Raw genomic sequence first — 22,865 nt, forward strand, 5'->3', positions numbered from 1 at the left:
CGGTGACAAATCCGCAGACAACGGGTACAAACAACCCTCAAGATGTTTTGACATTTTTCAGCCTGTACATGCATACGCTGGCTTGGGCCGGCTACAAGGCTGATCCGCAGCAACACACCGCCGAAAAAACTCTGCCTGCGTATTACGGTGCGACAAAGCAGTATGTGGTCGGGACAAAATCAACCGACCTTCAGTTATCGTCGCCGGGTCATGACGCATCTGCTCAACCAGGCTTGCGGATCCGATCAACCCATTCACCAAACGGTTCGATCCTAGGCTGGCTTCCTCGCGGGACGAAGGTTGAAATAGCGACCACGCATGGTAAATGGGGGAAAATTTCAAGTGTCGTGGAAGGGGCAGTGCAGAGCTACCATGCCGGACAATCGCCAACCGCGGGCGCGTCAGTGGGCTGGGTTTTCTTGCCAGAAATGGACAGCGAGTCCAAGCCAAGTGCGTTGGATCAGATATATGTGTTGCCGAAGCCCCATAAGGTAGCAGCCGGGGAGTTAGTCGCTTATCTTGGTGAGTATCAGCGACTAGCCGAGGCCCGGGCGCGTGGCCCGTTGCCGCCTGTCTTGGGTGAACGGCCGTTGTTGCATTTGGAAGTGTTCACGGGCGAGGACATCAGTGCCTTCATCTCCCGCAGTCGTGAACGTGCACAACATCTGCCGGCAAAGGATCGCACCCTGCTGCTGATTTCAAAAGGCGCGAAACTCGCGTTGCCTCGTGCAGAGGACAGTTCCATTGACGCCGGCATCAATATCAAGCCGACTGCCGATTCGCCGTCTGAAGGTGTTTGGTGCAAGGTCCAGCAAGTGAGTTCGCCGGCACATCCCCATCCGCCAAGCACGCCGCTATGGATCAAACGAAGCGATCTTGCTGCGACAGGTACGCGTTCAGCCTGGACAAGTTTCCCACTCAGCCTGCAATCACCGACTGGACCGACAGCGGGCTATCAGCGCGTGGTATCAATCACTAGCAAGCAGCGTTGCTCGGACGGGGCTGGAAATACATGGTACGCAGCGCAAGTTGCCGATGAGAGCGATGCAGCAGCAGATGGCTGGGCCTGCGATCATGGACACGCGCTCGTAGAGCTGAAAAGTATGTGGGACTGGCCGGGTTTCGACGTGCTAGATCACACGGCGTCTGTCTCGGAGATGTTCCAACGTGCGCTCTTCATAGCTGATCACGGCGCGCCCGATGAGATTGCCACCTTCCAAACATCATTCGATAGCGCGAGATCGGATGCCGTTCTTAAGAAGCTGGAAGACGCAATCGACGGACAGGAACAGCGCGATGGAAAAATAACTTCTCACGAATTGCAACTGGCGCTGCGCAAGCCATGGTTGTCCGATCGTATCGACCACCTGATCGTGCGCTATGAAAGCGAATGGGGTGGCGCGATGAGTAAGTGGGAAGCGCTAAATCCCCAGATGCATGCGGGTTTGCCGGTTTGGCAGGCCGAGATGAAGCGGATTGACCAACTGCGCATCTGGCATGGCGTGGCGGGAGCGGTCGACCACTTTCCTCCTGAAGCGACGGTATTTCACTTGCATCCAATTGGAATTGTTGGCAATTTCACTGGAGCGACGTGTGCTTGCGATGCCGATTTGACCGTTGCACAACTGAAGCGCATCGCAACTCACGCAACAAATCAGAATCTCAATTCTTATATTGACTCATTAAATCAAGCATTTAAAGACTTCAATATTAAATCCTGTACGTCGAAAGCGCACTTTATCGCACAGATGCTTCAAGAAAGCGGGGAATTTGCGTTCACCCTGGAGCAGGGTGAACACTTCGACTACGACCCCTGGCGCGGACGTGGCTTGATCCAAATAACTTTTCAACCTAATTACCAAGCCTACCAAGATTATTCCGGAGAAGACGTGACTTCCGGACCTGCCGCTATGAGAAAACTCGAGCAGTCGCCTCATGCCCTTCGTTCTGCTGCGTGGTTTTACGCAATACACTCGCATCTTCTTGGCCCGAGTGACGAAGACGATTTCATCTGGATCACTCGCACGATCAACGGCGGCTATACGCATTATGACGATCGCTTAGCTTATTTAAACCGGGCGATCGATGTCTTGGGAATTCAGTCTTGCATGAAACTGAATCGATCAGGGGAGTACAAATTTAAAGAAAGCAGGGCCTACAATGAAAAACGCGCATCGTTTGCCTGGGGCTTGTGGAATGATCCCGGGCTACACAAACCCGGTAAAACAAAAAATCGTGCTGAGGCGCAAGCAGGCTACACTCGCTACCTCGAATTAGATGCGCAAGACGGACATCCTCTCGATTCTCGCGGGCAACCGAAAGACAAGAAGTGGTATGGGATCGGCGCGAACGTCTGCGTGTTTAATTATGCCCAACAGCAGCTTCAACAACTAAGCAGTTCAGGGAGCTAGTTTCATCTATGAAATTCAGGCTAATTACAGCGTTAATCGTCGGGGCGTGTGTTTTTCTAACATTGCCTGAATTTGCATTTCCGATAGAAGTTGCCGTTGCATCGGCTGACGCCAGCAAGACAACTGCTGGTCGATTTTCTTATTCAGCCGATTCAGCTGGAATTAATATCGTCTATCATGACGATATTTCCAATTCGGACCGAAAATATCATCAAGAAAAATTTGACGAATGCAGTTCGATGGCCATCTATCAGCTATCCGCAAAGGGGCAAATTGCAATTGACGGCTCGTGCTCGAGCCGTGGAGGCCAAGTTTTCATTCATATTTACGAATGGAATAAAAAAATTGAAGACTGGTGCCTTATACGGGAGGTTACCGGCGAAAAACCGGATATTCCGTCGGGTGACCTATTCGGTTCCCGTCAAGTTGCAAGAGTGGTGGGATGCCCACGGATCGGAAATGATGGGCCATATCGGTATGAAGAAAAGTCTGCGCTAAAAAATGACATTTCAGACGAAATTGTAATGTTTAAGAATGCGCAACGTGACAAAGCGACTCTGAAGCAGTACATAGCGAACATGCCATTTTATGTTCCCCTTGAACTCGCGGACAATCTTGATGTCGTCAGTGTTCAGGATGTAAATGATATTGCTTTTTATTTGATTGAGAATGGCCGCGCCGACGATTCGGCGCCGCTTTTGCAACGCATTGTTGAAAAATATCCTGATCGGGTAGTTGCGAAGCTTAACCTTGCGGACGCATATTGGCAGGATAAAATGATTCCTCAGGCAAAAGAAATGTATCAACGATATGCAAAGCAAATGGGCGATCAGGGGAAATCTGCTCGCGTCCCAGAGCGCGTCTTGAGTCGTATAAACCAGCAGTAACCGACCATGTAGCCACATCCCTTGGACGATCTGTTTGCGACTAATCCCTCTGCGGCGCGCAATCCGAGCGAAATCGCCGATCAGGGCACCGCATGGATAATCAGATGCAACTCGATCCGGATGGCCAAGGTGCACCGGAGGTAATCACGGCTATCGTTGAAATCAGCAGGCACACGCGAAAGACAAATGAAACGCCAGGTCCTGTTCCTTTTCACACTCGCCGTACTTTCCGGCTGTGATGTATTTTCCTCCGAGCCCACCTACGGTGGCCTAAGCATCGAAGGATTCAACTACACGCCATACAACCTCGACCGATTCGTGATCAAGGACAAGTACGGCAATTCGGCTAGAGTCAGCGACAAAACGCGAGAGTCGATAAAATGAATCAATATGGCATGCTGGAGGTTTGAACGATGAGTTCACCCAGACTGCGTCCCCGTCACGGTTTCCAGGGGTTCATCGAATCATCAAAGGATGTCGATGCCCGCATCCGAACGAGGGGACAGTTTGCAGCCGGTCAACTAGTCAAGATGTCGTTCGACAGACCGAAGCGCAGCAGGGAGGTCTGGATGCACCGGGCCGAACTGGCCGAGTATGCATACCTCATCACTCACGCAGGAAAGACTGCCCATCTGAAGGACTTTCCGGCAATAGCCGCAATCGAGAGGTCCTTGGTTCTCGTCTGTCCACGCTGTCTCGACGAATTGTTGGTGCGCTCGGACGAGCAGCCCCTGCAGGTCACCTCGCGGGAGAGCGCTTTCGATACGTCGCTCATCGCGAAAGACGTCAATGTGTCAGAAGACGTTCTTCCCTGCCCGATACATGGCTTTGTACGTCCGAAGAGATCTTCATCGCAGATTGCTAACGCAGTTGAGTCAGGTGGCACGCTTCCAAGCAGTCCATTAATCAAAACCATCTTGGAATCTGACAAGCATGAAAATGTCTTCTGGTTTGAAGCCGACTATTTGCATAAGCGGTTTGGGCCGGGACTAGATTTGGCATCGTCGACCGATCGGTTGGAGCGGGGGGAACAAGGGGAAGCACTGCTGGAAGGAGCCACGCGGGTCTGCCCACAGTGTTTGCGCGACTTTCTGATCCGTAATAACCTCGAAGTCTGAACCACTACTTCAAACCTGAGATACCTGATGAAACGATACTTGATTCTAAACGGCGACAAGACGACAGCTAACGGCGTCGTTCAGGCCGTGCCGACCACCATTCAATTGAGCGATAAAGACGTCGCCCATGAAGGGGATCCGGTCGCGTGCCCCGCTTGCAACACAACGGGAAAAATCCAGTGCGACGGACCACGCCAGGTCATGACCGCGCCGGACGGACGCCATGCCGCGTTGAGCGACGACCTATGTATCTGCGGCTGCCATCCGCCACCGAAACTGGTGTCCTCGCAGCAGACGATGTCCGTCGACGCCTAACGATTAACCCGTGCCTCTGTCGCCGGCTTAACCCGCAGCGAGACGCCCTAAATAGCCAAGAAGTATTTTTGCTGCAGCATTTATGGACGCGCATGTTATTTTTACCGAATCCATATGCACCTCGAATCAAACCGAAACAAATTCCGATTTAACATTTGTTTTTGAATATGCGATTGCAATAAGTCCGTAATGTTTTGTATTATCGCGCGATAGCGCGGGGGCGCAAATTGCATAAATAAGAGGCGGTATGGGCGCGCAGGACATTATCGCGGCAATCAAAGGGGGGCTGGCGCAAAGCGACCGCCTGCTTAAACTGGACACGCCATTGGGCGCCAATGTCCTTCTGCCACAAAGGCTGGTGGGTCAGTCGCGGCTCGGGCGGGATTACGAATTCACGCTCGACGCCGTTTCAACCAACGACGGTATCGAGCTCAAGACGCTGATTGCCCAGCCCGTCACGCTGTGGATGCAGCAAACCGACCAGTCCTACGCCCCGCGCCACGGTTATGTCCACACCGCCCGCCGTTTGGGCTCCGACAGCGCCATAACCAGTTATCAGATCGGTTTTGTGTCGTGGATGCATTTTCTGCGCTTCAGAAAAGACGCACGCATCTGGCAGGACAAACCGGCTGATGAAATTCTCACCGATGTATTCAATATGCATCCCCAGGCGCAGGGGGCATTCCGCTTTGCCTTGCGTAATACGCTGCCGCAGCGCTCGTTCTGCGTCCAGTACGAAGACGACTGGAATTTCTGCCACCGGCTGATGGAAACGGAAGGGCTGTTCGGTTACTTCGAGCAGGCCACCGACGGCAAATCGCACACGCTGGTGATCACCGACGATATCGCCAGCCTGCAGCCGCTATCGCCGCAAACGGTGGATTTCTACCGCTCGGGCACCAACAGCGAGACCGATGCCTTCGTGCAGTGGAGCGGCACGCGCACACTGCAGAGCACGACCCTCACCACCCGCACGTTCGACTACAAGGCACCGTCATCATCCGCGAACCCGAAGGGCACGACGATCCCGACGTTGGGCACGCAGGGTGATCTGCCGCAACAGGCCGAGGTGTACGAGTACACGGGCGCGTACACCTACGGCAAGCAGGATCGTGGCGACCAGCTCGCGAAAGTGCGGATGGAGGAATGGGAATCGCGCGCAAAGCGTTTCCACGGCGTAGGCGCGGTACGACGCATCGATACGGGCCGCTGGTTCGAACTCGTCGACCACTCAGACCACAGCACAGGTAGCCAGCAGGACCGGCAGTTCGCGGTGATCGCCGTGAACTGGGTCGTAGAAAACAACCTGCCCGTCTCTGGCGGCACGACGGACTTCCCGCACAGCCTGAACGCAGCCGTGGCCGCGGCTCGCGCCGCACAGGGCGCAAATCAGACACTGGTCAGCAAGGCCGCAGACGGCAGCGAAGGCTTCTTCATGGCGACCGTCGAAGCGCAACGCAAGGCCATTTCGTTCCGCAGTCCGTTCGAGCATCACAAGCCCGAAATGAACATGCAGACCGCGACCGTGGTCGGGCCGCAGAACGAAGAGGTTTTCACGGATTCATTGAACCGGGTCAAAGTCCAGATGCACTGGGACCGCCTGAATCCTGGCGACGAAAACGCCTCATGCTGGATGCGTGTATCCCAATCGAATGCCGGTGGCGGACACGGCGGCGTGCACGTACCGCGCATCGGCGAAGAGGTCGTCGTCTCGTTCCTCGATGGCGACTGCGACAAGCCGATCGTCACCGGGCGCGTCTACAACGGCGCGAAGACACCCGACTGGCATTCGAACGGGATCCTGTCTGGCTACAAGTCGAAGGAATATCAGGGCAGCGGCTACAACCAGATGGTGATGGACGATGCGACCGGCCAGAACCGCGTGCAGATGTACAGCAGCAGCGCGAACTCGCAGCTTCATCTGGGTTATCTGATTGCGCAGACCGGCAACTCGCGCGGCGCCTATCTGGGCAGCGGTTTCGATCTGAAGTCGGACGCATATGGCGCAGTCCGCGCAGCACAAGGCATGTATGTATCGACGCATCCGACCACGGGCGCATCGAGCCAGCCGCTCGACGTTCGAAACGCGAGCAGCCAGCTGGTCAATTCCGAAAGCGTGATCGAGTCGCTAAGCCAGGCGAGCGAAACACATCAGGCCGAAAGCCTCAAGGACGGCCATGACTCGCTGAAGTCCTTCACCGACGCAACGCAAAACAGCGTGACAGGAGCCGCAAGCAGCGGGGGCAACACAGCTGGCGGCGGTACGGGTAGCGCGAACGCATTTAAAGAGCCGATCATGCTGTTCGCGACGCCGGCGGGTATCGCGATGTCGACGCAGAAGTCTGCTCAGATCGCAGCGGGTCAGCACATCAACCTCGTGAGCGGACAGAGCACGCACATCGCGACAGGCAAATCGTTACTGGCAAGTGTCGGGGAGAAAATCAGTCTGTTCGTGCAGAACGGCGGCATGAAACTGTTCGCGGCGAAGGGCAAAGTCGAAATCCAGGCCCAGTCTGACAACATTGAAGTCACCGCCCAAAAAAGCCTGAAGTTGCTGTCGGCGACGGAGAAAGTCGAGGTGGTAGCGAAACAGGACATCCTCTTGACGAGTGGCGGCGCGTACATCCGGATTAAAGACGGAAACATCGAAATCCATGCGCCTGGAAAAATCGATATCAAGGGCAGCGACCATTCCTTCGCCGGTCCGACCAGTCTTTCGAGCAAACCACCGGCACTCCCCTCCGGCGAAGGGCCCTACAACGAGCAGTTCAGGATTCACGACAAGCACACCGGTGACCCTGCTCCCTACGTGCGCTACCGCGTCGAGACTGCGGAAGGCAAAGTGTTCGAGGGCATGACCGATGAACAAGGCCTGACCTCGCGCATCATGACGAGCACACCGAGCGCATTGAAAGTGTTTCTCGACACCTGACTCTAGCCGACGAGCACACGCGCGTCCTGTGGATGCGCCTATTCATTTTGCCCATTCAAGCAGACCGACATCCATGAACGCTCCGAGCACAAGCCACGCACCCGATGGCAACGGCACCACTAACACGACGCCCGACAGTCTCGTGCACGTGCCGCACGATCCGGCGCCCATGCTCTACTTCCGGCCCGAGACCGGTGAATTCATTCTCGTGCCGGCGGAGGACGTCAGCGGTCTGCAAAGCGAATGCAATTTGCTGCACGACCGCGTCGACAAATTTCACAAGGCCAATGAAAAGCTCGATGTGGTGCTGAAGGCATACGCTGAGGACGTGCAGAACCACATGTCCGATCCGCGTGCCGGGGAGTCGCACAAGGCCGCCGTCGACAATGCGCTCAAAGAGCGCGAGACCGCGCACAAGGCGCTAAAAAAGGAACTGGAACCGCTCAGCAAGCTGGATAGCAAAGACCTCACCATGGTCGAGTTGATCCCTATTCATATCGATGGCGACGGAAAGAAATCTGTCAAATTCGCCAAGTACAAGCTGCATTACGTACGCTCGAACAAGATCAAGGCAGGTTGGCATAAATTCGGCCCAGCCGCCTTCGAAGACATGAAGGGTCGCAAGGAAGAAAAAGAAACCGGTGCGAAAAGCTTCATCAAGAAGAATGCGAATGGCAAGTACAAGATCGACGTCGACAAGCTGAAAGAAGGCGTATTGATTAACCGCGAGAGCAAGATCAAGTCGCAGTTATACGAAAAAACGAAAGTCTCCTCCGAGATCGTCGAGAAACACGTGACGGGGACGCTTTTCGCATGGGCGGAAGAGTGGAACAAGGATCTCACTTACAGTGCTGGCGCGGAAGAACCGGTTGAACGCGGCGAGGGTGGTGAGGGCGAAAAGAAAGAAACGGAGAAACCTAAGCAGACCGCCTTCGGCAACAACGTCAGTATCGAAGCCAAGGCGCAGTTGATGCGCTATCTGGCAGGCGCGGGATTGGACACCGAGTGGGCACCGCAAAAGGGCCACGTGGCTATCAAGGCGTCGGCGCAAGCCGAATTCGCTATTGCCGAGGGTAAGGTTTCTGGTGCTTTCTATTATCCGGACATCGCCGGCTGGATGTGGAGTCTGGATGGCGATAACGGCAAGCCCTATCCGCTCGGTGCAGTCCGATTCAAAGGCGAACTCGGGCTGTCGGGGATGGTCGGTGCAAGCGTGGTTGCGCAACTGGGTGTCGTGGTCGACTATCGCGACGAAAAGCGGAAGGACCTGGGCCTGTACGGCGCCGCAGTCGATAACCCGACCACCAAGCAACGCGAAATCAAGGTGGGCGGCAAGCCGGTCGATCCAAGTGCGAATGCCGATCTCGACGTGTTTGCCGGCGCACGTGCGGACTTGTCGCTTGAAGGAGCACTTGAGTGGATGGAGCCCGCAGAGAAGGGCCCTAGCGGCAAATACAAACCATTCGCCAAGGTGGGCGATACGGTCACTGCGATGGCGGGCGCGGGCTTGACCTGTATGCTCGATATCAGCTACGCGGCGGGACGTTTCCGGATCAAGGCGAAGGCAGGACTGTGCTTGGGGCTAGGCGTCAAGGGCGATATCGAAGTGTCGGTGGATGCGTTACGCATCGCCGAGTTCTTCAAGTGGTTCTTTTATCAGCTATATCACGCGAATTTCCAGCGGCTGAAGTTTGTCGCCCAAGAAGCATTCGACGCGTTCACGCAGATCCAGGTGATGGTCGTCCAGGGACTAAGGGATCTGAGTTCGACAGTCGACGAACTGTATGATGATATTCAGACTGCGTACACCCAGTTGGTCGTCGCGTACGAGCAGGAAGCTGCGCGCGTTCAGCTGATGAACCGCGTGCTAAGCAATCCCTGGATGCTTCAATATGCGACGCCGGAGGCCAAGGGCATTATGATTTTTCAACTGACCCGCCACTGGGTTGTCACCGACGGACTCGACCCGGCCAATCACACGTTTGGTCGCTATTACGGTCGTCGCAAAGACGCCGTCAAACAGATACTGCAGTGGTCCCACACCAAGCATGATCTTGCCAACGTTGTGCAGCACATAGACGCCAACGGAGCGAAAGGTGACCTAGTCACACGCCGACAGCGCCTCAAGGAATTTCTCCAGATGTCGCTAACGGGCGCGCCAGCTCCAGACGCCCAGGAGATGGACAATTATTACGACAGCCTGACCGCGATGCTCAAGACCGAACCGACTCCCGGTTACGCGGTTGTGCCCGTTGACTCCCACGAGTACGGATTCCAGATGGCAGCAGGCACCCACCCGTTTTATCAAAACATGCCGGATGTGCGGGTGGCATGACGTCGCGAGGTCGCTATTGCGGCTGAGGGCTTTGCAGCGCGCAGCGGAACGTGTAGATGATAAAGGATGATGGCACGGTCTTTCCGCCGTTCATGGGGATTGGATGTCCCGCTGGCTCCGTGCCGTAGCGATACATCGTCATTGCGGTTTCATCGTTGCCGCCCTCGGCTCCGCGGATTACCTTTTTTGTACCCGACGCGGGCCCTTGGGGATTTTTCGCCGGTGAGTTCGCGTAGTAATCGGCGCTAAACCAGTCGTTCATCCAGTCGCGTCCGTCAAATCCCATATCGAACAGTCCGAGCGGATTTGCCGGGTACTTTCCAACGGGATACAGATACCTCTGGACAATTCCGACGCCCGGTGCGAGTTTGTCTGCGATCGTACCGGCGCTCGGGAAATTGCGATCGGGCTCGTATTTGCCGTTGTCAGTTGCAAAGACAACCGGCTTACCACCTGAGCGGGCGGCGTATTCCCATTGCGCTTCAGTGGGCAGATCGACAGGCAAGTTGCTCTCTTTGCCCAACCATTGACAGTAGTCTTTCGCCATCTGCCAAGGCACACCGACGGGATGAGTTAAAACTCTGTACGAGCGCGATATTTTGTCCTGCGGCCATGAAGGCTTTCCTGTGGCAGCTGTGTAAATGTCGAAGTCAGCGTATGTGACCTTGTACTTGCCGATGGAAAAGCCATCAAGCGTTACCTGATGGACCGGCTTGTTTTCATCCTGCGACGTGTAGGGTAACTTTTCCGGTGATACCTCTGGGCCGAAATCGCCCATCTTGAAGGTTCCCCCCTTCACGAAGACCATATCGGCAAGCGACGTTTTAACAAGCGCTTTGACTTCGGGCGATTGGCCGGTTTGGCTGCATGCGGGAAGGCAAAAAGCTAGTATGGCCAGCGGGATCGCTCCGAGGATGGAGCCTTTCGTGAAAGACAAACGCATGCGATAAATCTCCGGACTGATGGCAAATAGATTATAAGTTCAATTGGGCGATTTCCAGTGTTTGCAATTGCAACAACTTTTGTTTTGGAGGGGGCAAAGTCAGGCGTACGGCTCTATCGAAAAACCACCGTGGATACTGATCTCCTGTATCCGCAGTACCGGACATGTAGCTGACTTAAAGTTTTGTCACTTAGAGAGGATCGGATTTCTGTACGGCGCAACGGAGAAGGCGAAGCTAGACCTCGGTGCCATCATCATGTTTCCTGTCTCACTTTGGGTCGCCGGACCACTGGTAAGGCAATGCCTGCTGATGATTCATCTGCCATTGACGCTTGAGTGTTCGTAGGGCAAATCCGTCGTTCTGATTGGTTAGGCTTCAATCGCAGCAAGTCTACCGAACATGCGGCGGCCAAATACCTGGAACAGTGAATACTCGAAGACCACGATGCCTATCGGGTGAAGTACATGTCGTGCCAGCGCCTCCACCGGAATGAGACCCTCGATGCCGAAATCAAAACCGCCCACGATGTTGCCAGTAGAACGGAAAGACCCGATCTGGGAGATGACGAAGAAAGCCGCACCGGCGAATTTGTTGTTGCCTTTACTGGGCGCCGGCGTGTCGTACGCGGCATATGCTGACGATCTTGCGGTATCCGGATGGCCATGGAAAATCGGACTACTTGTTACGCTGGTTTGCTTCTTCGTACCATTCGCCATCTCGATAATGTACCGCCGTTCGAATCTGCTGTGGGTATGCGGGCTGATACTATCGATTACGACGTTTGCCACGTATTTCTTCTTTGGCATATTTGCCTACTTCTACTACTTCGTGTTTGCACCAATGTCACCCGTTCTGCGTTGGCCGGGACTACTGGGTGGGATTGCATTGACGCTGTACTGGGTAGTCATGTCGAGGAAAACGGTGACGCATACGATCACGAAAACCTCTTTCGTCAACCGGGCCTTCGAAGAGAACGCATCTGACTTTCGTTATCGAACCCAAGCCGGAATGGCACTGTTCGAGCGGCTCAATAAAGAGCGCTCGCCGTTTCCAAAAATCTATTCTTATATCGCCTTCGGTATCGCGCCGTTCTATCTGATACTCGGCCGACTACTGTCGTCAAACTTTGGGACAAACGGCGTGTTGTTCGCTTTGGCGGTGTTGGGTATGCCAGTGTCGCTTTGGTTTGTTGGCCTGCTCGTCCGCATTTATCTCGTGATGGTCAGCTTACCTAGAAAGCTGGAGAAGGAACATCGCAAGCCTGTATTGGTGGCCGATTAGGAGAACGGCGCATTGGGGCAAAAATTGCATAAATAGGAAGCGGTATGGGTGCGCAGGACATTATCGCGATGAAAAGCGCAAGGACCTTGGCCTGTATGGCGCCACAGGTTGCCGCGGGCACCCCACCCTCTCTATCAGAACGTGCCGGATGTGCGGGTGGAATGACGTCGCGAGGCCGCTATTGCGGCTGAGGGCTTTGAAGCTCGCAGCGGAACGTGAGGGTGATAAAGGCTGACGGTATGGTCATTCCGCCGTTCACGGGGATCGGATGTCCCGCTGGCTCCGTACCGTAGCGATACATCGTCATTGCGGTTTCATCGTTACCGCCTTCGGCTCCGCGGATCACCTTCTTCGTACCCGACGCGGGTCCCTGGGGATTTTTGGCCGGCGCCTTCGCGTAGTAATCGGCACTGAACCAGTCGTTCACCCAGTCACTTCCGTCAAATCCCATATCGAACAGCCCGAGCGGATTTGCCGGATATTTGCCGACCGGATACAGATACATCTGGACAAGTCCAACGTCCGGAGCAAGTTTGTCTGCGATCGTGTCACTGCTGGGGAAGTTACGATCGGGCTCGTATTTGCCGTTGTCAGTGGCAAAGGCGACGTCCTTGCCACCTGAGCGGGCAGCATATTCCCACTGCGCTTCGGTGGGCAGATCGACGGGTAAGTTGCTCTCTTTACCCAACCATTGACAGTAATCCTTCGCCATCTGCCAAGGCACACCGACGGGATGCGTCGGAACTCTGTACGAGCGCTGTGACTTGCCCGGCGGCCATGACGGCTTCCCTGTGGCAACCGTGTAAATGTCGAAGTCGGCGTATGTGACCTTGTACTTGCCGATGGAAAAGCCATCAAGCGTTACCTGATGGACCGGCTTGTTTTCATCCTGCGATGTGTAGGGTAACTTTTCCGGTGATACCTCGGGACCGAAATCGCCCATCTTGAAGGTTCCGCCCTTCACGAAGACCATATCGGCAAGCGATTTTTTAACAAGCGCTTTGACTTCGGGCGATTGACCGGTTTGGCTGCATGCAGGAAGGCAAAAAACCAGTATGGCCAGCGGGATCGCTCCGAGGATGGAGCCTTTCGTGAAAGACAAACGCATGCGATAAATCTCCGGACTGATGGCAAATATATTTTAAGTTCGATCGGGCGATTTCCAGTGTTTGCAATTGCAACAACTTTTGTTTTGGCGGGAGCAACGTCAGGCATACGGCGCGATCGCAAAACCACCGTGGACACTGATCCCTCGTATCTGCAGTACCGGACATGTAGGTGACTTAAAATTCTGTCACTTAAAAGAGTGATCGGATTTCTGTATGGCGCAACGGAAGGTCAGGTTCACGGCCGTAGGCCCCAGCGTTCGCCCATTCTTGAGTTTGACGACGTACCCTTGTGGTGGCGCGTTATATCGGTAAACCGTCATGGCGGTCTCCTGGTTATCGCCTTCCGCGCCGCGAATGACCTTCGTCGTTCCACTGGTTGGGCCGGTTGGATTTTTTTCGGGTGAATGTTCGTAGTAGCTGGGCGAGAACCAGTCATTGACCCAATCCCTCCCGTTCAGACCTATGTCGTAAAGACCCAGTGGATTCGGCGGATATTTACCGACCAGATAGAGGTACTGGGAAACCGTAGAGGCCGGCGTGTACTTGTGCTTGATCGTATTGATTGAAGGCAAGTTACGATCCGATTCGTACTTACTGTTGTCAGTACCGAAGACGACAGGCTTACCCCCGGAGCGCGCCGCATATTCCCATTGCGCTTCAGTGGGTAGATCGATAGGCACGCCGCTTTGCTTGCCAAGCCACTCGCAGTAGTCCTTTGCCATCTGCCAGGGTACGCCCGCAGGGTTACCGGCAACTTTATAGGGCTGATCAGCTTTGTCTTGCGGCCAGGACGGTTTGCCGGTTGCCGCTGTATAAATGTCAATGTCGGCATAAGTGACCTTGTACTTGCTGATCGAAAAACTGTCCAGCATCACCGGATGAGCAGGTTTGTTTTCCTGCTGCGACGTGAACGGGAGTTTCTCCGACGTCACTTGCGAACCGAAGTCTCCCATCATGAAGGTTCCGCCTTTTACGAAAACCATATCGGCAAGCGACTCTTTAACGAGCGTTTTCACTTCGGGCGATTGACCGGTTTGGCCGCACGCAGGGACAGAAAAGGCGAATGCAGCAAGCGGAACAGTCGTAAGTTTAAAGACCTTTGGCAGTGGCAAATGCATGCGATCAATCTCCGGGCGGATAGCAGGATGATTACAGGTTCTAACGGGGATTCGTCGTGACTCTCGTCAAGCGAACGTTATGCATCTGCGGGAATTTCGCCAGATTTCTCTAACGGGCGCGCTGACCCCAGACGTCCAAGCGCGGGACAACGATTACGACAGCCTGACCGCGATGCTCAAGACCGAACCGACTCCCGGTTACGCGGTCTCGCCCGTTGACTCCCACGAGTACGGGTTCCAGATGGCGGCAGGCACCCACCCGTTTTATCAAAATATGCCGGATGTGCGGGTGGCATGACGTCGCGAGGTCGCTATTGCGGCTGAGGGCTTTGCAGCGCGCAGCGGAACGTGTAGATGATAAAGGATGATGGCACGGTCTTTCCGCCGTTCATGGGAATTGGATGTCCCGCTGGCTCCGTGCCGTAGCGATACATCGTCATTGCGGTTTCATCGTTGCCGCCCTCGGCTCCGCGGATTACCTTTTTTGTACCCGACGCGGGCCCTTGGGGATTTTTCGCCGGTGAGTTCGCGTAGTAATCGGCGCTAAACCAGTCGTTCATCCAGTCGCGTCCGTCAAATCCCATATCGAACAGTCCGAGCGGATTTGCCGGGTACTTTCCAACAGGATACAGATACCTCTGGACAATTCCGACGCCCGGTGCGAGTTTGTCTGCGATCGTACCGGCGCTCGGGAAATTGCGATCGGGCTCGTATTTGCCGTTGTCAGTTGCAAAGACAACCGGCTTACCACCTGAGCGGGCGGCATATTCCCATTGCGCTTCAGTGGGCAGATCGACGGGTAAGTTGCTCTCTTTGCCCAACCATTGACAGTAGTCTTTCGCCATCTGCCAAGGCACACCGACGGGATGAGTTAAAACTCGGTACGAGCGCGGTATTTTGTCCTGCGGCCACGAAGGCTTTCCTGTAGCAGTTGTGTAAATGTCGAAGTCAGCGTATGTGACCTTGTACTTGCTGATGGAAAAGCTATCGAGCGTTACCTGATGGCCCGGCTTGTTTTCATCCTGCGACGTGTACGGTAGCTTCTCCGGTGATACCTCGGGACCGAAATCACCCATCTTGAAGGTTCCGCCCTTCACGAAGACCATATCGGCAAGCGATTTTTTAACAAGCGCTTTGACTTCGGGCGATTGGCCGGTTTGGCTGCATGCAGGAAGGCAAAAAGCTAGTATGGCCAGGGGGATCGCTCCGAGGATGGAGCCTTTCGTGAAAGACAAATGCACGCGATAAATCTCCGGGCAGAGGACAAACGGATTATAAGTTCGGTTTGGCGGTTTCAGCCGTTTGCAATTGCAATGAGCCTTATCAGAGACGGGGTGAAGCCAGGCATACCCGGCGCGAACGCTGCATCGTATATTGATCCACAAGGAGCCACGGCAATAAAGCGGCTGGGCAGTGGACGGTCTAAAGCTTTGCCGCTCGGAGCGGGGCGGCCATCTGCACCGCGCAACGGAAGGTCAAGGTGACGGCCGTGGGTCCCAGCGTACGGCCATCCTTGGTCTTGACGACATAACCGGCAGGCGGCGCCCTATAACGGTAAACCGTCATCGCGGTTTCCGCGTTGTCACCTTCCGCACCCCGAATCACTTTCATGGTCCCGCTCGCAGGCCCAGTGGGATTTTTAGCGGGCGAATGCTCATAGTAGTCGGGTGCGAACCAATCGTTGACCCAGTCACGTCCATCGACACCAATGTCGTAAAGGCCCAAGGCGTTCGGTGGATATTTACCGATCGGATAAATGTATTGGGAAACGGCCGTGTCGGGCGTGTACTTTTGTTCGACCGTATCGACTGATGGCAGGTTGTGATCTGCTTCGTACTTGCCGTTATTCGTTCCGAAAATCACTGGCCTGCCCCCCGAGCGGGCAGCATATTCCCATTGGGCTTCCGTGGGCAGATCGATAGGCGCGCCGCTTTGCTTGCCAAGCCACCCGCAATAGTCTTTGGCCATCTGCCAGGGAACACCGGCTGGGTTATCGGCAGCCTTGTATGGCCGATCCGCTTTGTCTTGCGGCCACGAGGACTTGCCGGTAGCGGTCGTATAGACATCGAGGTCTGCGTAAGTGACCTTGTATTTGCCGATCGAAAAGCTATCGAGCGCCACCGGATGAGCAGGTTTGTTTTCCTGCTGCGACGTGAACGGGAGTTTCTCTGGCGTCACTTGTGGACCGAAATCCCCCATCGTGAACGTCCCACCTTTCACGAAGACCATATCTGCAATCGATTTTTTAACAAGCGCTTTGACTTCCGGCGATTGGCCGGTTTGGCCGCGCGCAGGAAAGAAAAAAGCCAGTATGGCCAGCGGGATCGCTCCTAGGATGGAGCCTTTCGTGAAAGACAAACGCATGCGATAAATCTCCGGACTGATGGCAAACGGATTATAAATTCGATCTGGCGGTTTCCATCGGCAAGCGGCGCCTTATAAGGGTAGGGCGTCATTGCGGTTTCGGCGTTATCGCCTTCCGCGCCACGAGATCGTATCGACTGATGGTCGGTTGTGGAGGTGTTGAACTTCGGACGGACCACATGAGCGTCAAGGCAGTTTCTCACGCTCGTAAGAATGCCCACCAGACGGATGAGGCCGTCGTATTGGGCGCGATTCAGCGGTTCGCGGGCTCTCGAGCACCGACAGTCGGACCAAACGTGCATGGCCTCGCCTCCGTCGAACGATGTGCAAGCTACCGGTCGAGCCGCCCAAGTTGCATGAAAAATGACGTCAATGAATCCATGGCGCATAAAATTCAATGCGCTAGGCCTCGCAGAAATGGGTACTTTTTACTTTTCCCGCACGGCGCATTGCAAGGGAGTGGAAATAATTTCCATCAACCAAATAATCGCCGCAAAAATGCTTCACGATTTAACTTTTGTCCCAACTTAAAAATCCCGATCTTTCTTCCGACTTTTGTACAATTGCGCATTACGCGCGGGGCGTGTCAAAAGAAGAGGCGGTATGGGAGCGCAAGACTTAATAGCAGCGATCACCGGCGGGCCTTTACAAAGCGACCGGCTGTTGAAACTCGATACGCCGCTCGGCGCCAACGTCCTGCTGCCGCAACGGCTGACGGGTCATACGCGCCTGGGCCGTCACTTCGAATTTACGCTCGACGCGGTTTCCACCAACGCGAACATCGAATTAAAAACACTGATCGCCCAGCCCGTCACCCTGTGGATCCAGCAAACCGACCAGTCGTATGCATCGCATCACGGTTATGTGCATACCGCGCGGCGTTTAGGTTCAGACAGCGCCATAACCAGTTACCAGATCGGTTTTGTATCGTGGATGCATTTTCTGCGATTCCGAAAAGATGCACGCATCTGGCAGGATAAAGCCACCGATGAAATTCTCACCGACGTATTTAATCAGCACCCCCAGGCGCAGGGCGCATTCCGCTTTGAATTGCGTAATCCGTTGCCGCAGCGCTCTTTCTGCGTTCAATACGAGGATGACTGGAATTTCTGTCACCGGCTGATGGAAACCGAAGGGCTGTTCGGCTATTTTGAACAGGCCGCCGACGGCAAATCGCACACGCTGGTTATCGTCGATGATATTGCTTCCCTGCAGCCGTTTTCCCCGCAAACGGTGAATTTCTACCGCTCGGGAACGAGCAGCGAAACGGATGCGCTCGTGCAGTGGAGCGGCACGCGTACGTTGCAAAGCACCACGCTGAGCACCCGTACGTTCGATTACAAGTCGCCGTCGACGTCGAACAATCCGAAGGGCACATCGGTGCCGACGCTCACGACGCAGGGCGATCTGCCTCAGCAGGCGGAAGTCTACGAATACTCCGGCGCGTACACGTACGGAAAACAGGATCGCGGCGACCAGCTCTCGAAGATCCGGATGGAAGAGTGGGAGTCGCGCGCGAAGCGTTTTCACGGTGTCGGTGCAGTGCGCCGCCTGGATGCGGGTCGCTGGTTCGAGATGGACGATCATCCGCACCACAGCACCGGTGGCGAACAGGAGCGGCAGTTCGCGGTGATCGGCGTCGAGTGGGTGATCGAGAACAACCTGCCCGTGTCGTCGGGCACTACGGATTTTCCGCACAGCCTGAAAGCCGTCATCGCCGGGGCCCGCTCAGAGCACAGTGCCGATAATGCAGTACTGACGATCAAAGGTAGCGACGGCAGCGAAGGCTTCTTCATGGCGAGCGTGGAGGCGCAGCGCAAGACGGTGCCGTTCCGCAGCCCGTTCGAGCATCACAAGCCGACCATGCGCTTGCAAACGGCGACGGTCGTCGGCCCGCAAAACGAAGAGGTGTACACCGACGAGCTGAATCGTATCAAGGTCCGGATGCATTGGGACCGGCTCAATGCCGGTGACGAGAACGCGTCGTGCTGGGTGCGTGTGGCGCAGTCCGATACGGGCGGAAGCTATGGCGCGGTGCACACACCGCGTATCGGTGAAGAGGTGCTAATCGACTGGGCGGGCGGCGATTGCGACAAACCTCTGGTAACAGGGCGCGTCTACAACGGCGCGACGAAGCCGGACTGGCATTCGAACGGGATTCTGTCGGGGTACAAGTCGAAGGAGTATCAGGGCAGCGGATTTAATCAGATGGTGATGGATGATGCGACGGGGCAGAATCGACTGCAGCTTTATAGCAGCAGCACGAATGCGCAGTTGCATCTAGGGTATCTGATTTCACAAACGGGCAATTCGCGTGAGTCGTATCTGGGCAGTGGTTTCGATCTGCAGTCGGATGCGTATGGCGCGCTCAGAGCGGGGCAGGGGTTGTATGTGTCGACGCATCCGAACACGGGTGCATCGAGCCAGCCGCTCGACGTACGCGAAGCAAGCGGTCAGCTCGCGAATTCGGAAAGCGTGATCGAAGCGCTATCGCAGGCGAGCGAAACGCATCAGGCTGAAAGTCTCAAGGACGGTCAAGATTCCTTGAAGACTTTCACCGACGCAACGCAAAACAGCGTGGCAGGCGCGACAGGCAGCGGTGGCAACACAGCAGGTGGCGGCGCCGGCAATGCAAACGCGTTCAAGGAACCGGTCATGCTGTTTGGCAGCCCGGCGGGGATCGCGATGTCGACGCAGAAATCCATGCAGATATCCGCAAGCCAACATATCAACCTCGTAAGCGGGCAAAGCACGCACATCGCTACGGGCAAATCGTTCATCGCAGGTGTGACTGAGAAAATCAGTCTGTTTGTGCAGAATGCCGGCATGAAATTGTTTGCCGCGAAGGGCAAGGTCGAGATTCAGGCGCACGCCGACAACATCGAACTGACCGCTCAGAAAACGCTGAAATTGCTTTCGGCGACAGACTCGCTTCAGGTGATAGCGAAACAGGAAATCCTGCTGACCTCTGGCGGCGCATACATTCGAATGTCTGGCGGCAACATCGAAATCCACGCACCAGGAAAGGTGGACGTGAAGGGTACCCAGCATGCGTTCTCGGGCCCGGCGAGCATGAACGTTCCGATGCCGAAGTGGCCGCAGCCGGAAACGCAAGGGCCGGTGCGTTTTAACATGCTTTTGAGCGATACCGCCGGCCCAGGCGGGCATCCGTATATCAACACCAATTGGTGGATCGTGAGTGCGCCTACCGCGGATGAAGCACTAATGTCCTCAGATTTTGTTCTGCAAGGCAAGAGCGATACGAACGGAAAACTGACGCTCTCCGACGCTGACCAAAAGACATTGCATGACGCGTACAACGTCACGCCGGGGCAGATCTGGCTTGTGTATCCGGGACAAGTGCGCCAGTTGGCGTTGAGCCGCGAATCGGATGATTGGTCGGATCGTGACCGTTTATACGAAGCGCTCGATGCAATGGGCTATAGCGATCAGCCATTCGTCGCTCAGCAGGACGATATCGATCAGAGTTTTACGAAATGGGCAAAACAGGAACTCCAGGCCGATAGCGGCAGTGCAATCCTGGGCAAACTAAAGGGAGACGCGTGATGCAGGAACCCATTGCGCGAGAGGCGCCGACAGGCAAGCTCTTTGACGGAAGCCCCATCACCATCAACCAGATTGTCGATAAGACCGGCGTGCCATATCAGGCTGTTTCGACCGAAAACATCTGGGTAGGGGGATACAACGTTTTTTCGTCACCTCGGTACGGAAACCAGGTTACGCCGTTCACAACGGGAGAGGCGTATTTCGAAGACCTATGGGCCTCGGTAATGGGGGCGAGCCACTCGGTCTATATCACCGGGTGGCAGGTTAACTGGGACGCGGAGCTTAAGCCGGGCTTGCGCCTGTTCAATCTTCTATTGCTGGCGGTGCAGAAGAACCCACAGCTCAAGGTGTATGTGATGCCGTGGAAACATTCACCGCCGATCCAGACGTATGACGGTCAAACGAAATCGGTCCTGGAAGCAATCAACGATCTCGCCGGTCGCAAGTGTGTATGGGTGACACTGGCGTCATCGCTTGCCGACGAAGACAGCGGGTTCTTCAGTCACCATCAGAAGACCGTGATTGTCGACGAAAAGATCGGCTATGTGGGGGGCATGGATCTCTGCTATGGCCGGTTCGACGATGCACGTTACAGTCTCATCGCGAATGATAAGGGCCGTGAAGCACTGAATCGCTATAACGGTTGTGTCAAACACGTGGGTCAGGTTTCCAAGGACAAGGTAGTCGATCCCGATCTGCTAACCGGTGCGTACGACGACCATCCAACATTTGGCGGACTGATTTCGTCCAATCACAGTGACGTCATAGCAAAAATTCAGGCTGGTGCTTTTCAGGTTGCGTACGGCGACGAAACGCCGTACTGGTCCAGAGTCAGACGTCCCGCGGGTTTGCAGTTGGATTACAGTACGTTGAACGAGAAGACGCAACCGAGAATGCCTTGGCAGGATGTGCATTTGCGCGTTGACGGTCCTTCTGCCTCTGACGTCGCCCGCAATTTCGTCATGCGCTGGAATAGCGAAGGTGGGACGGAAGTTCTGCCTTTGCCGCAGACACCTGTTCCGGACGCAAACTTGGATAAATGCGGTGTTCAGGTCTTGAGAAGTGCGCCGCTAGGTATGCGCAAGGCTGAGTACGAAAAACTGGATCCGGCTGCCAAGAAGGGGGTAGCCGCGCCTGGTCTAAAACAGTGCGATATCGCAATTGCTATGCGGAATCTGATTGCAAAGTCGATGTCGTTCATCTATATCGAGAATCAGTTTTTTGTGTCGGGATTTGGCTCAGCGCAAACGGATCCGGATTCACTGGCCCCGAATATCCCTGCAGAAGGTCCGTTGTCAGGTCCTGCGGAAAAAATCAAGGGCTTCGGCACCGGTGAAAAGAGCACGCACGCCATCTCGACGCACCCGGACGAGGCCCCCAAGAATTTTATCTGCGAGCTGCTGGGCGAGCGGATAGGCAAGGCAATCATGGCAGGTCCGAAGCAGCACTTCCATGTCATTATTACGCTCCCGGTACATCCGGAGGGCACATTGGACAACGAAAACATCGTGGCACAGGTCCATTGGACGATGCAGTCACTGGTGTTCGGTTCTTTCAGCCTGCTAAACAGGATTCGTAGATTTCTCAAGGCGAGAGCGTTAAAAGACAAGAAGGATCCCACTTGGCAGAAAGTCCTGAGCGACGCGAAAGATGTGCGATACAAGGATATCGATATCTCAGCTTGCGACGAGTACGTGACGCTGCTCAACCTGCGCAACTGGGCGAAAGTAGGCGATCGCTACATCACCGAGCAAATTTACATTCACACGAAAATGATGATCGTTGATGACCTGTTTGCGCTTGTTGGAAGTGCGAATATCAACGATCGAAGCATGCTGGGCTCGCGGGACTCTGAGATCGCTATGCTTGTGTCTGACACGGCGACGCATCGACACGATATCGAGGGCACGGGCAGCGTTAAAGTCACTCGTGATTTTGCTCGCAAATTGCGACGGGATGTCTGGTCGAAGATATTCGGAATCACGGGCGGCGTGCGACCCGCTTCGTCACTTCAGATTGCGATCGACCAGCCAGGTAATCCCGCAAGTTGGAAGGCTATTCAGACCGTAGCAAATAAGAATCGCGACCTTTATGAAGCGGCTTTTGATTTCATTCCGCGCAATAGAACCGTGACCGGCCCTGCCAGTTCTGAACCTGCCTCCATCTGGCCACGATGGGACACGGTAACCCGCCGGCAGAATGGCCCAATGCCCTTTGATGCCGCATTCTGGGCTGGGCCGCAGCACACCAAGGGAGCCGCCGAGAAGTTGTCGGATGTCCAAGGTTACATCGTGACGTTGCCTATCGAATGGACAAAGGGAGAAAACAACAACGTGGGATTCCCGACGTCGCTCGTGGCGGAAAATACCGTCCCTCAAAAGGCAGACGACATTTCGCAGAAGCCGGTCGCGCTCAACAATGACGCGGACAATTCGAAAGGTGAGGTTTCGTGAATTTACGTAATTGGTGTGAGCGCGGCGCTTT

At 55.1% G+C, this 22,865-nt stretch carries 16 protein-coding genes and 1 pseudogene; 11 read left to right on the forward strand and 6 right to left on the reverse strand.

The genetic code is table 11. The annotated features are described in order from the left end of the window. Window positions 1–2: 2 nt before the first annotated feature. From PQR40_RS11235 to PQR40_RS11265, 7 genes and pseudogenes are all read left to right on the forward strand, one after another. Window positions 3–2,411: a hypothetical protein gene (locus PQR40_RS11235; protein WP_408509003.1), complete on the forward strand. Its 2,409-nt coding sequence runs from the start codon at window positions 3–5 to the stop codon at window positions 2,409–2,411. Window positions 2,412–2,419: 8 nt separating this feature from the next. Next, entirely contained in the window at window positions 2,420–3,298 is an 879-nt protein-coding gene (locus PQR40_RS11240) for a tetratricopeptide repeat protein (RefSeq protein ID WP_408393404.1), read from the forward strand. A 186-nt stretch (window positions 3,299–3,484) separates the two neighbouring features. Next, window positions 3,485–3,646: pseudogene (locus tag PQR40_RS11245) on the forward strand (DUF3304 domain-containing protein); the annotation flags it as partial. A 65-nt stretch (window positions 3,647–3,711) separates the two neighbouring features. After that, a complete protein-coding gene (locus PQR40_RS11250) occupies window positions 3,712–4,416 on the forward strand; it encodes a hypothetical protein (protein WP_408509004.1) in 705 nt (234 codons plus the stop codon). A gap of 27 nt (window positions 4,417–4,443) precedes the next feature. Continuing rightward, the gene (locus PQR40_RS11255; protein WP_408239344.1) at window positions 4,444–4,731 is read left to right on the forward strand and encodes a PAAR domain-containing protein; all 288 of its coding nucleotides are present in this window, start codon (window positions 4,444–4,446) and stop codon (window positions 4,729–4,731) included. 247 nt (window positions 4,732–4,978) lie between these two features. Beyond that, entirely contained in the window at window positions 4,979–7,663 is a 2,685-nt protein-coding gene (tssI, locus tag PQR40_RS11260; RefSeq protein WP_408509005.1) for a type VI secretion system Vgr family protein, read from the forward strand. Window positions 7,664–7,736: 73 nt separating this feature from the next. Further along, entirely contained in the window at window positions 7,737–9,998 is a 2,262-nt protein-coding gene (locus PQR40_RS11265) for a hypothetical protein (protein ID WP_408509006.1), read from the forward strand. Between the two features lie 13 nt (window positions 9,999–10,011). Here the strand turns inward: PQR40_RS11265 and PQR40_RS11270 are convergent, their stop codons facing one another. Continuing rightward, window positions 10,012–10,941: a formylglycine-generating enzyme family protein gene (locus tag PQR40_RS11270; protein ID WP_408509007.1), complete on the reverse strand. Its 930-nt coding sequence runs from the start codon at window positions 10,939–10,941 to the stop codon at window positions 10,012–10,014. 369 nt (window positions 10,942–11,310) lie between these two features. Next, window positions 11,311–11,748, reverse strand: coding sequence for a hypothetical protein (locus tag PQR40_RS11275; protein WP_408239333.1), 438 nt, complete (start codon window positions 11,746–11,748; stop codon window positions 11,311–11,313). A 115-nt stretch (window positions 11,749–11,863) separates the two neighbouring features. Between PQR40_RS11275 and PQR40_RS11280 the strand changes: the two genes are divergently transcribed. Then, window positions 11,864–12,223 carry a hypothetical protein gene (locus tag PQR40_RS11280; protein ID WP_408509008.1) on the forward strand — a complete coding sequence of 120 codons (360 nt, stop codon included), beginning with the start codon at window positions 11,864–11,866 and terminating at the stop codon, window positions 12,221–12,223. Between the two features lie 178 nt (window positions 12,224–12,401). Here the strand turns inward: PQR40_RS11280 and PQR40_RS11285 are convergent, their stop codons facing one another. Next, on the reverse strand, window positions 12,402–13,331 hold the full coding sequence (locus PQR40_RS11285) for a formylglycine-generating enzyme family protein (protein ID WP_408509009.1): 930 nt from the start codon (window positions 13,329–13,331) through the stop codon (window positions 12,402–12,404). A 186-nt stretch (window positions 13,332–13,517) separates the two neighbouring features. Continuing rightward, window positions 13,518–14,450 carry a formylglycine-generating enzyme family protein gene (locus tag PQR40_RS11290; protein ID WP_408509010.1) on the reverse strand — a complete coding sequence of 311 codons (933 nt, stop codon included), beginning with the start codon at window positions 14,448–14,450 and terminating at the stop codon, window positions 13,518–13,520. 79 nt (window positions 14,451–14,529) lie between these two features. On the opposite strand from PQR40_RS11290, the gene PQR40_RS11295 reads away from it, so the two are divergent. Next, window positions 14,530–14,748 carry a hypothetical protein gene (locus PQR40_RS11295; protein WP_408509011.1) on the forward strand — a complete coding sequence of 73 codons (219 nt, stop codon included), beginning with the start codon at window positions 14,530–14,532 and terminating at the stop codon, window positions 14,746–14,748. Between the two features lie 13 nt (window positions 14,749–14,761). Here PQR40_RS11295 and PQR40_RS11300 read toward each other — a convergent pair whose 3' ends face one another. Together PQR40_RS11300 and PQR40_RS11305 are read right to left on the reverse strand one after the other, a co-directional pair. After that, window positions 14,762–15,691 carry a formylglycine-generating enzyme family protein gene (locus PQR40_RS11300; protein WP_408509012.1) on the reverse strand — a complete coding sequence of 310 codons (930 nt, stop codon included), beginning with the start codon at window positions 15,689–15,691 and terminating at the stop codon, window positions 14,762–14,764. Between the two features lie 181 nt (window positions 15,692–15,872). Continuing rightward, on the reverse strand, window positions 15,873–16,814 hold the full coding sequence (locus tag PQR40_RS11305) for a formylglycine-generating enzyme family protein (RefSeq protein ID WP_408509013.1): 942 nt from the start codon (window positions 16,812–16,814) through the stop codon (window positions 15,873–15,875). Window positions 16,815–17,417: 603 nt separating this feature from the next. Here PQR40_RS11305 and tssI (PQR40_RS11310) point away from each other — a divergent pair. Continuing rightward, window positions 17,418–20,381 (forward strand): type VI secretion system Vgr family protein, encoded by a 2,964-nt coding sequence (tssI, locus tag PQR40_RS11310; RefSeq protein WP_408509014.1) that lies wholly within the window; start codon window positions 17,418–17,420, stop codon window positions 20,379–20,381. Further along, window positions 20,381–22,834 (forward strand): phospholipase D-like domain-containing protein, encoded by a 2,454-nt coding sequence (locus tag PQR40_RS11315; protein WP_408509015.1) that lies wholly within the window; start codon window positions 20,381–20,383, stop codon window positions 22,832–22,834. The genes tssI (PQR40_RS11310) and PQR40_RS11315 overlap by 1 nt, the downstream gene beginning before the upstream one ends. Window positions 22,835–22,865: the final 31 nt, after the last annotated feature.

The organism is Paraburkholderia sediminicola (genome assembly GCF_046026855.1).
GTDB lineage: Bacteria > Pseudomonadota > Gammaproteobacteria > Burkholderiales > Burkholderiaceae > Paraburkholderia > Paraburkholderia sediminicola_A.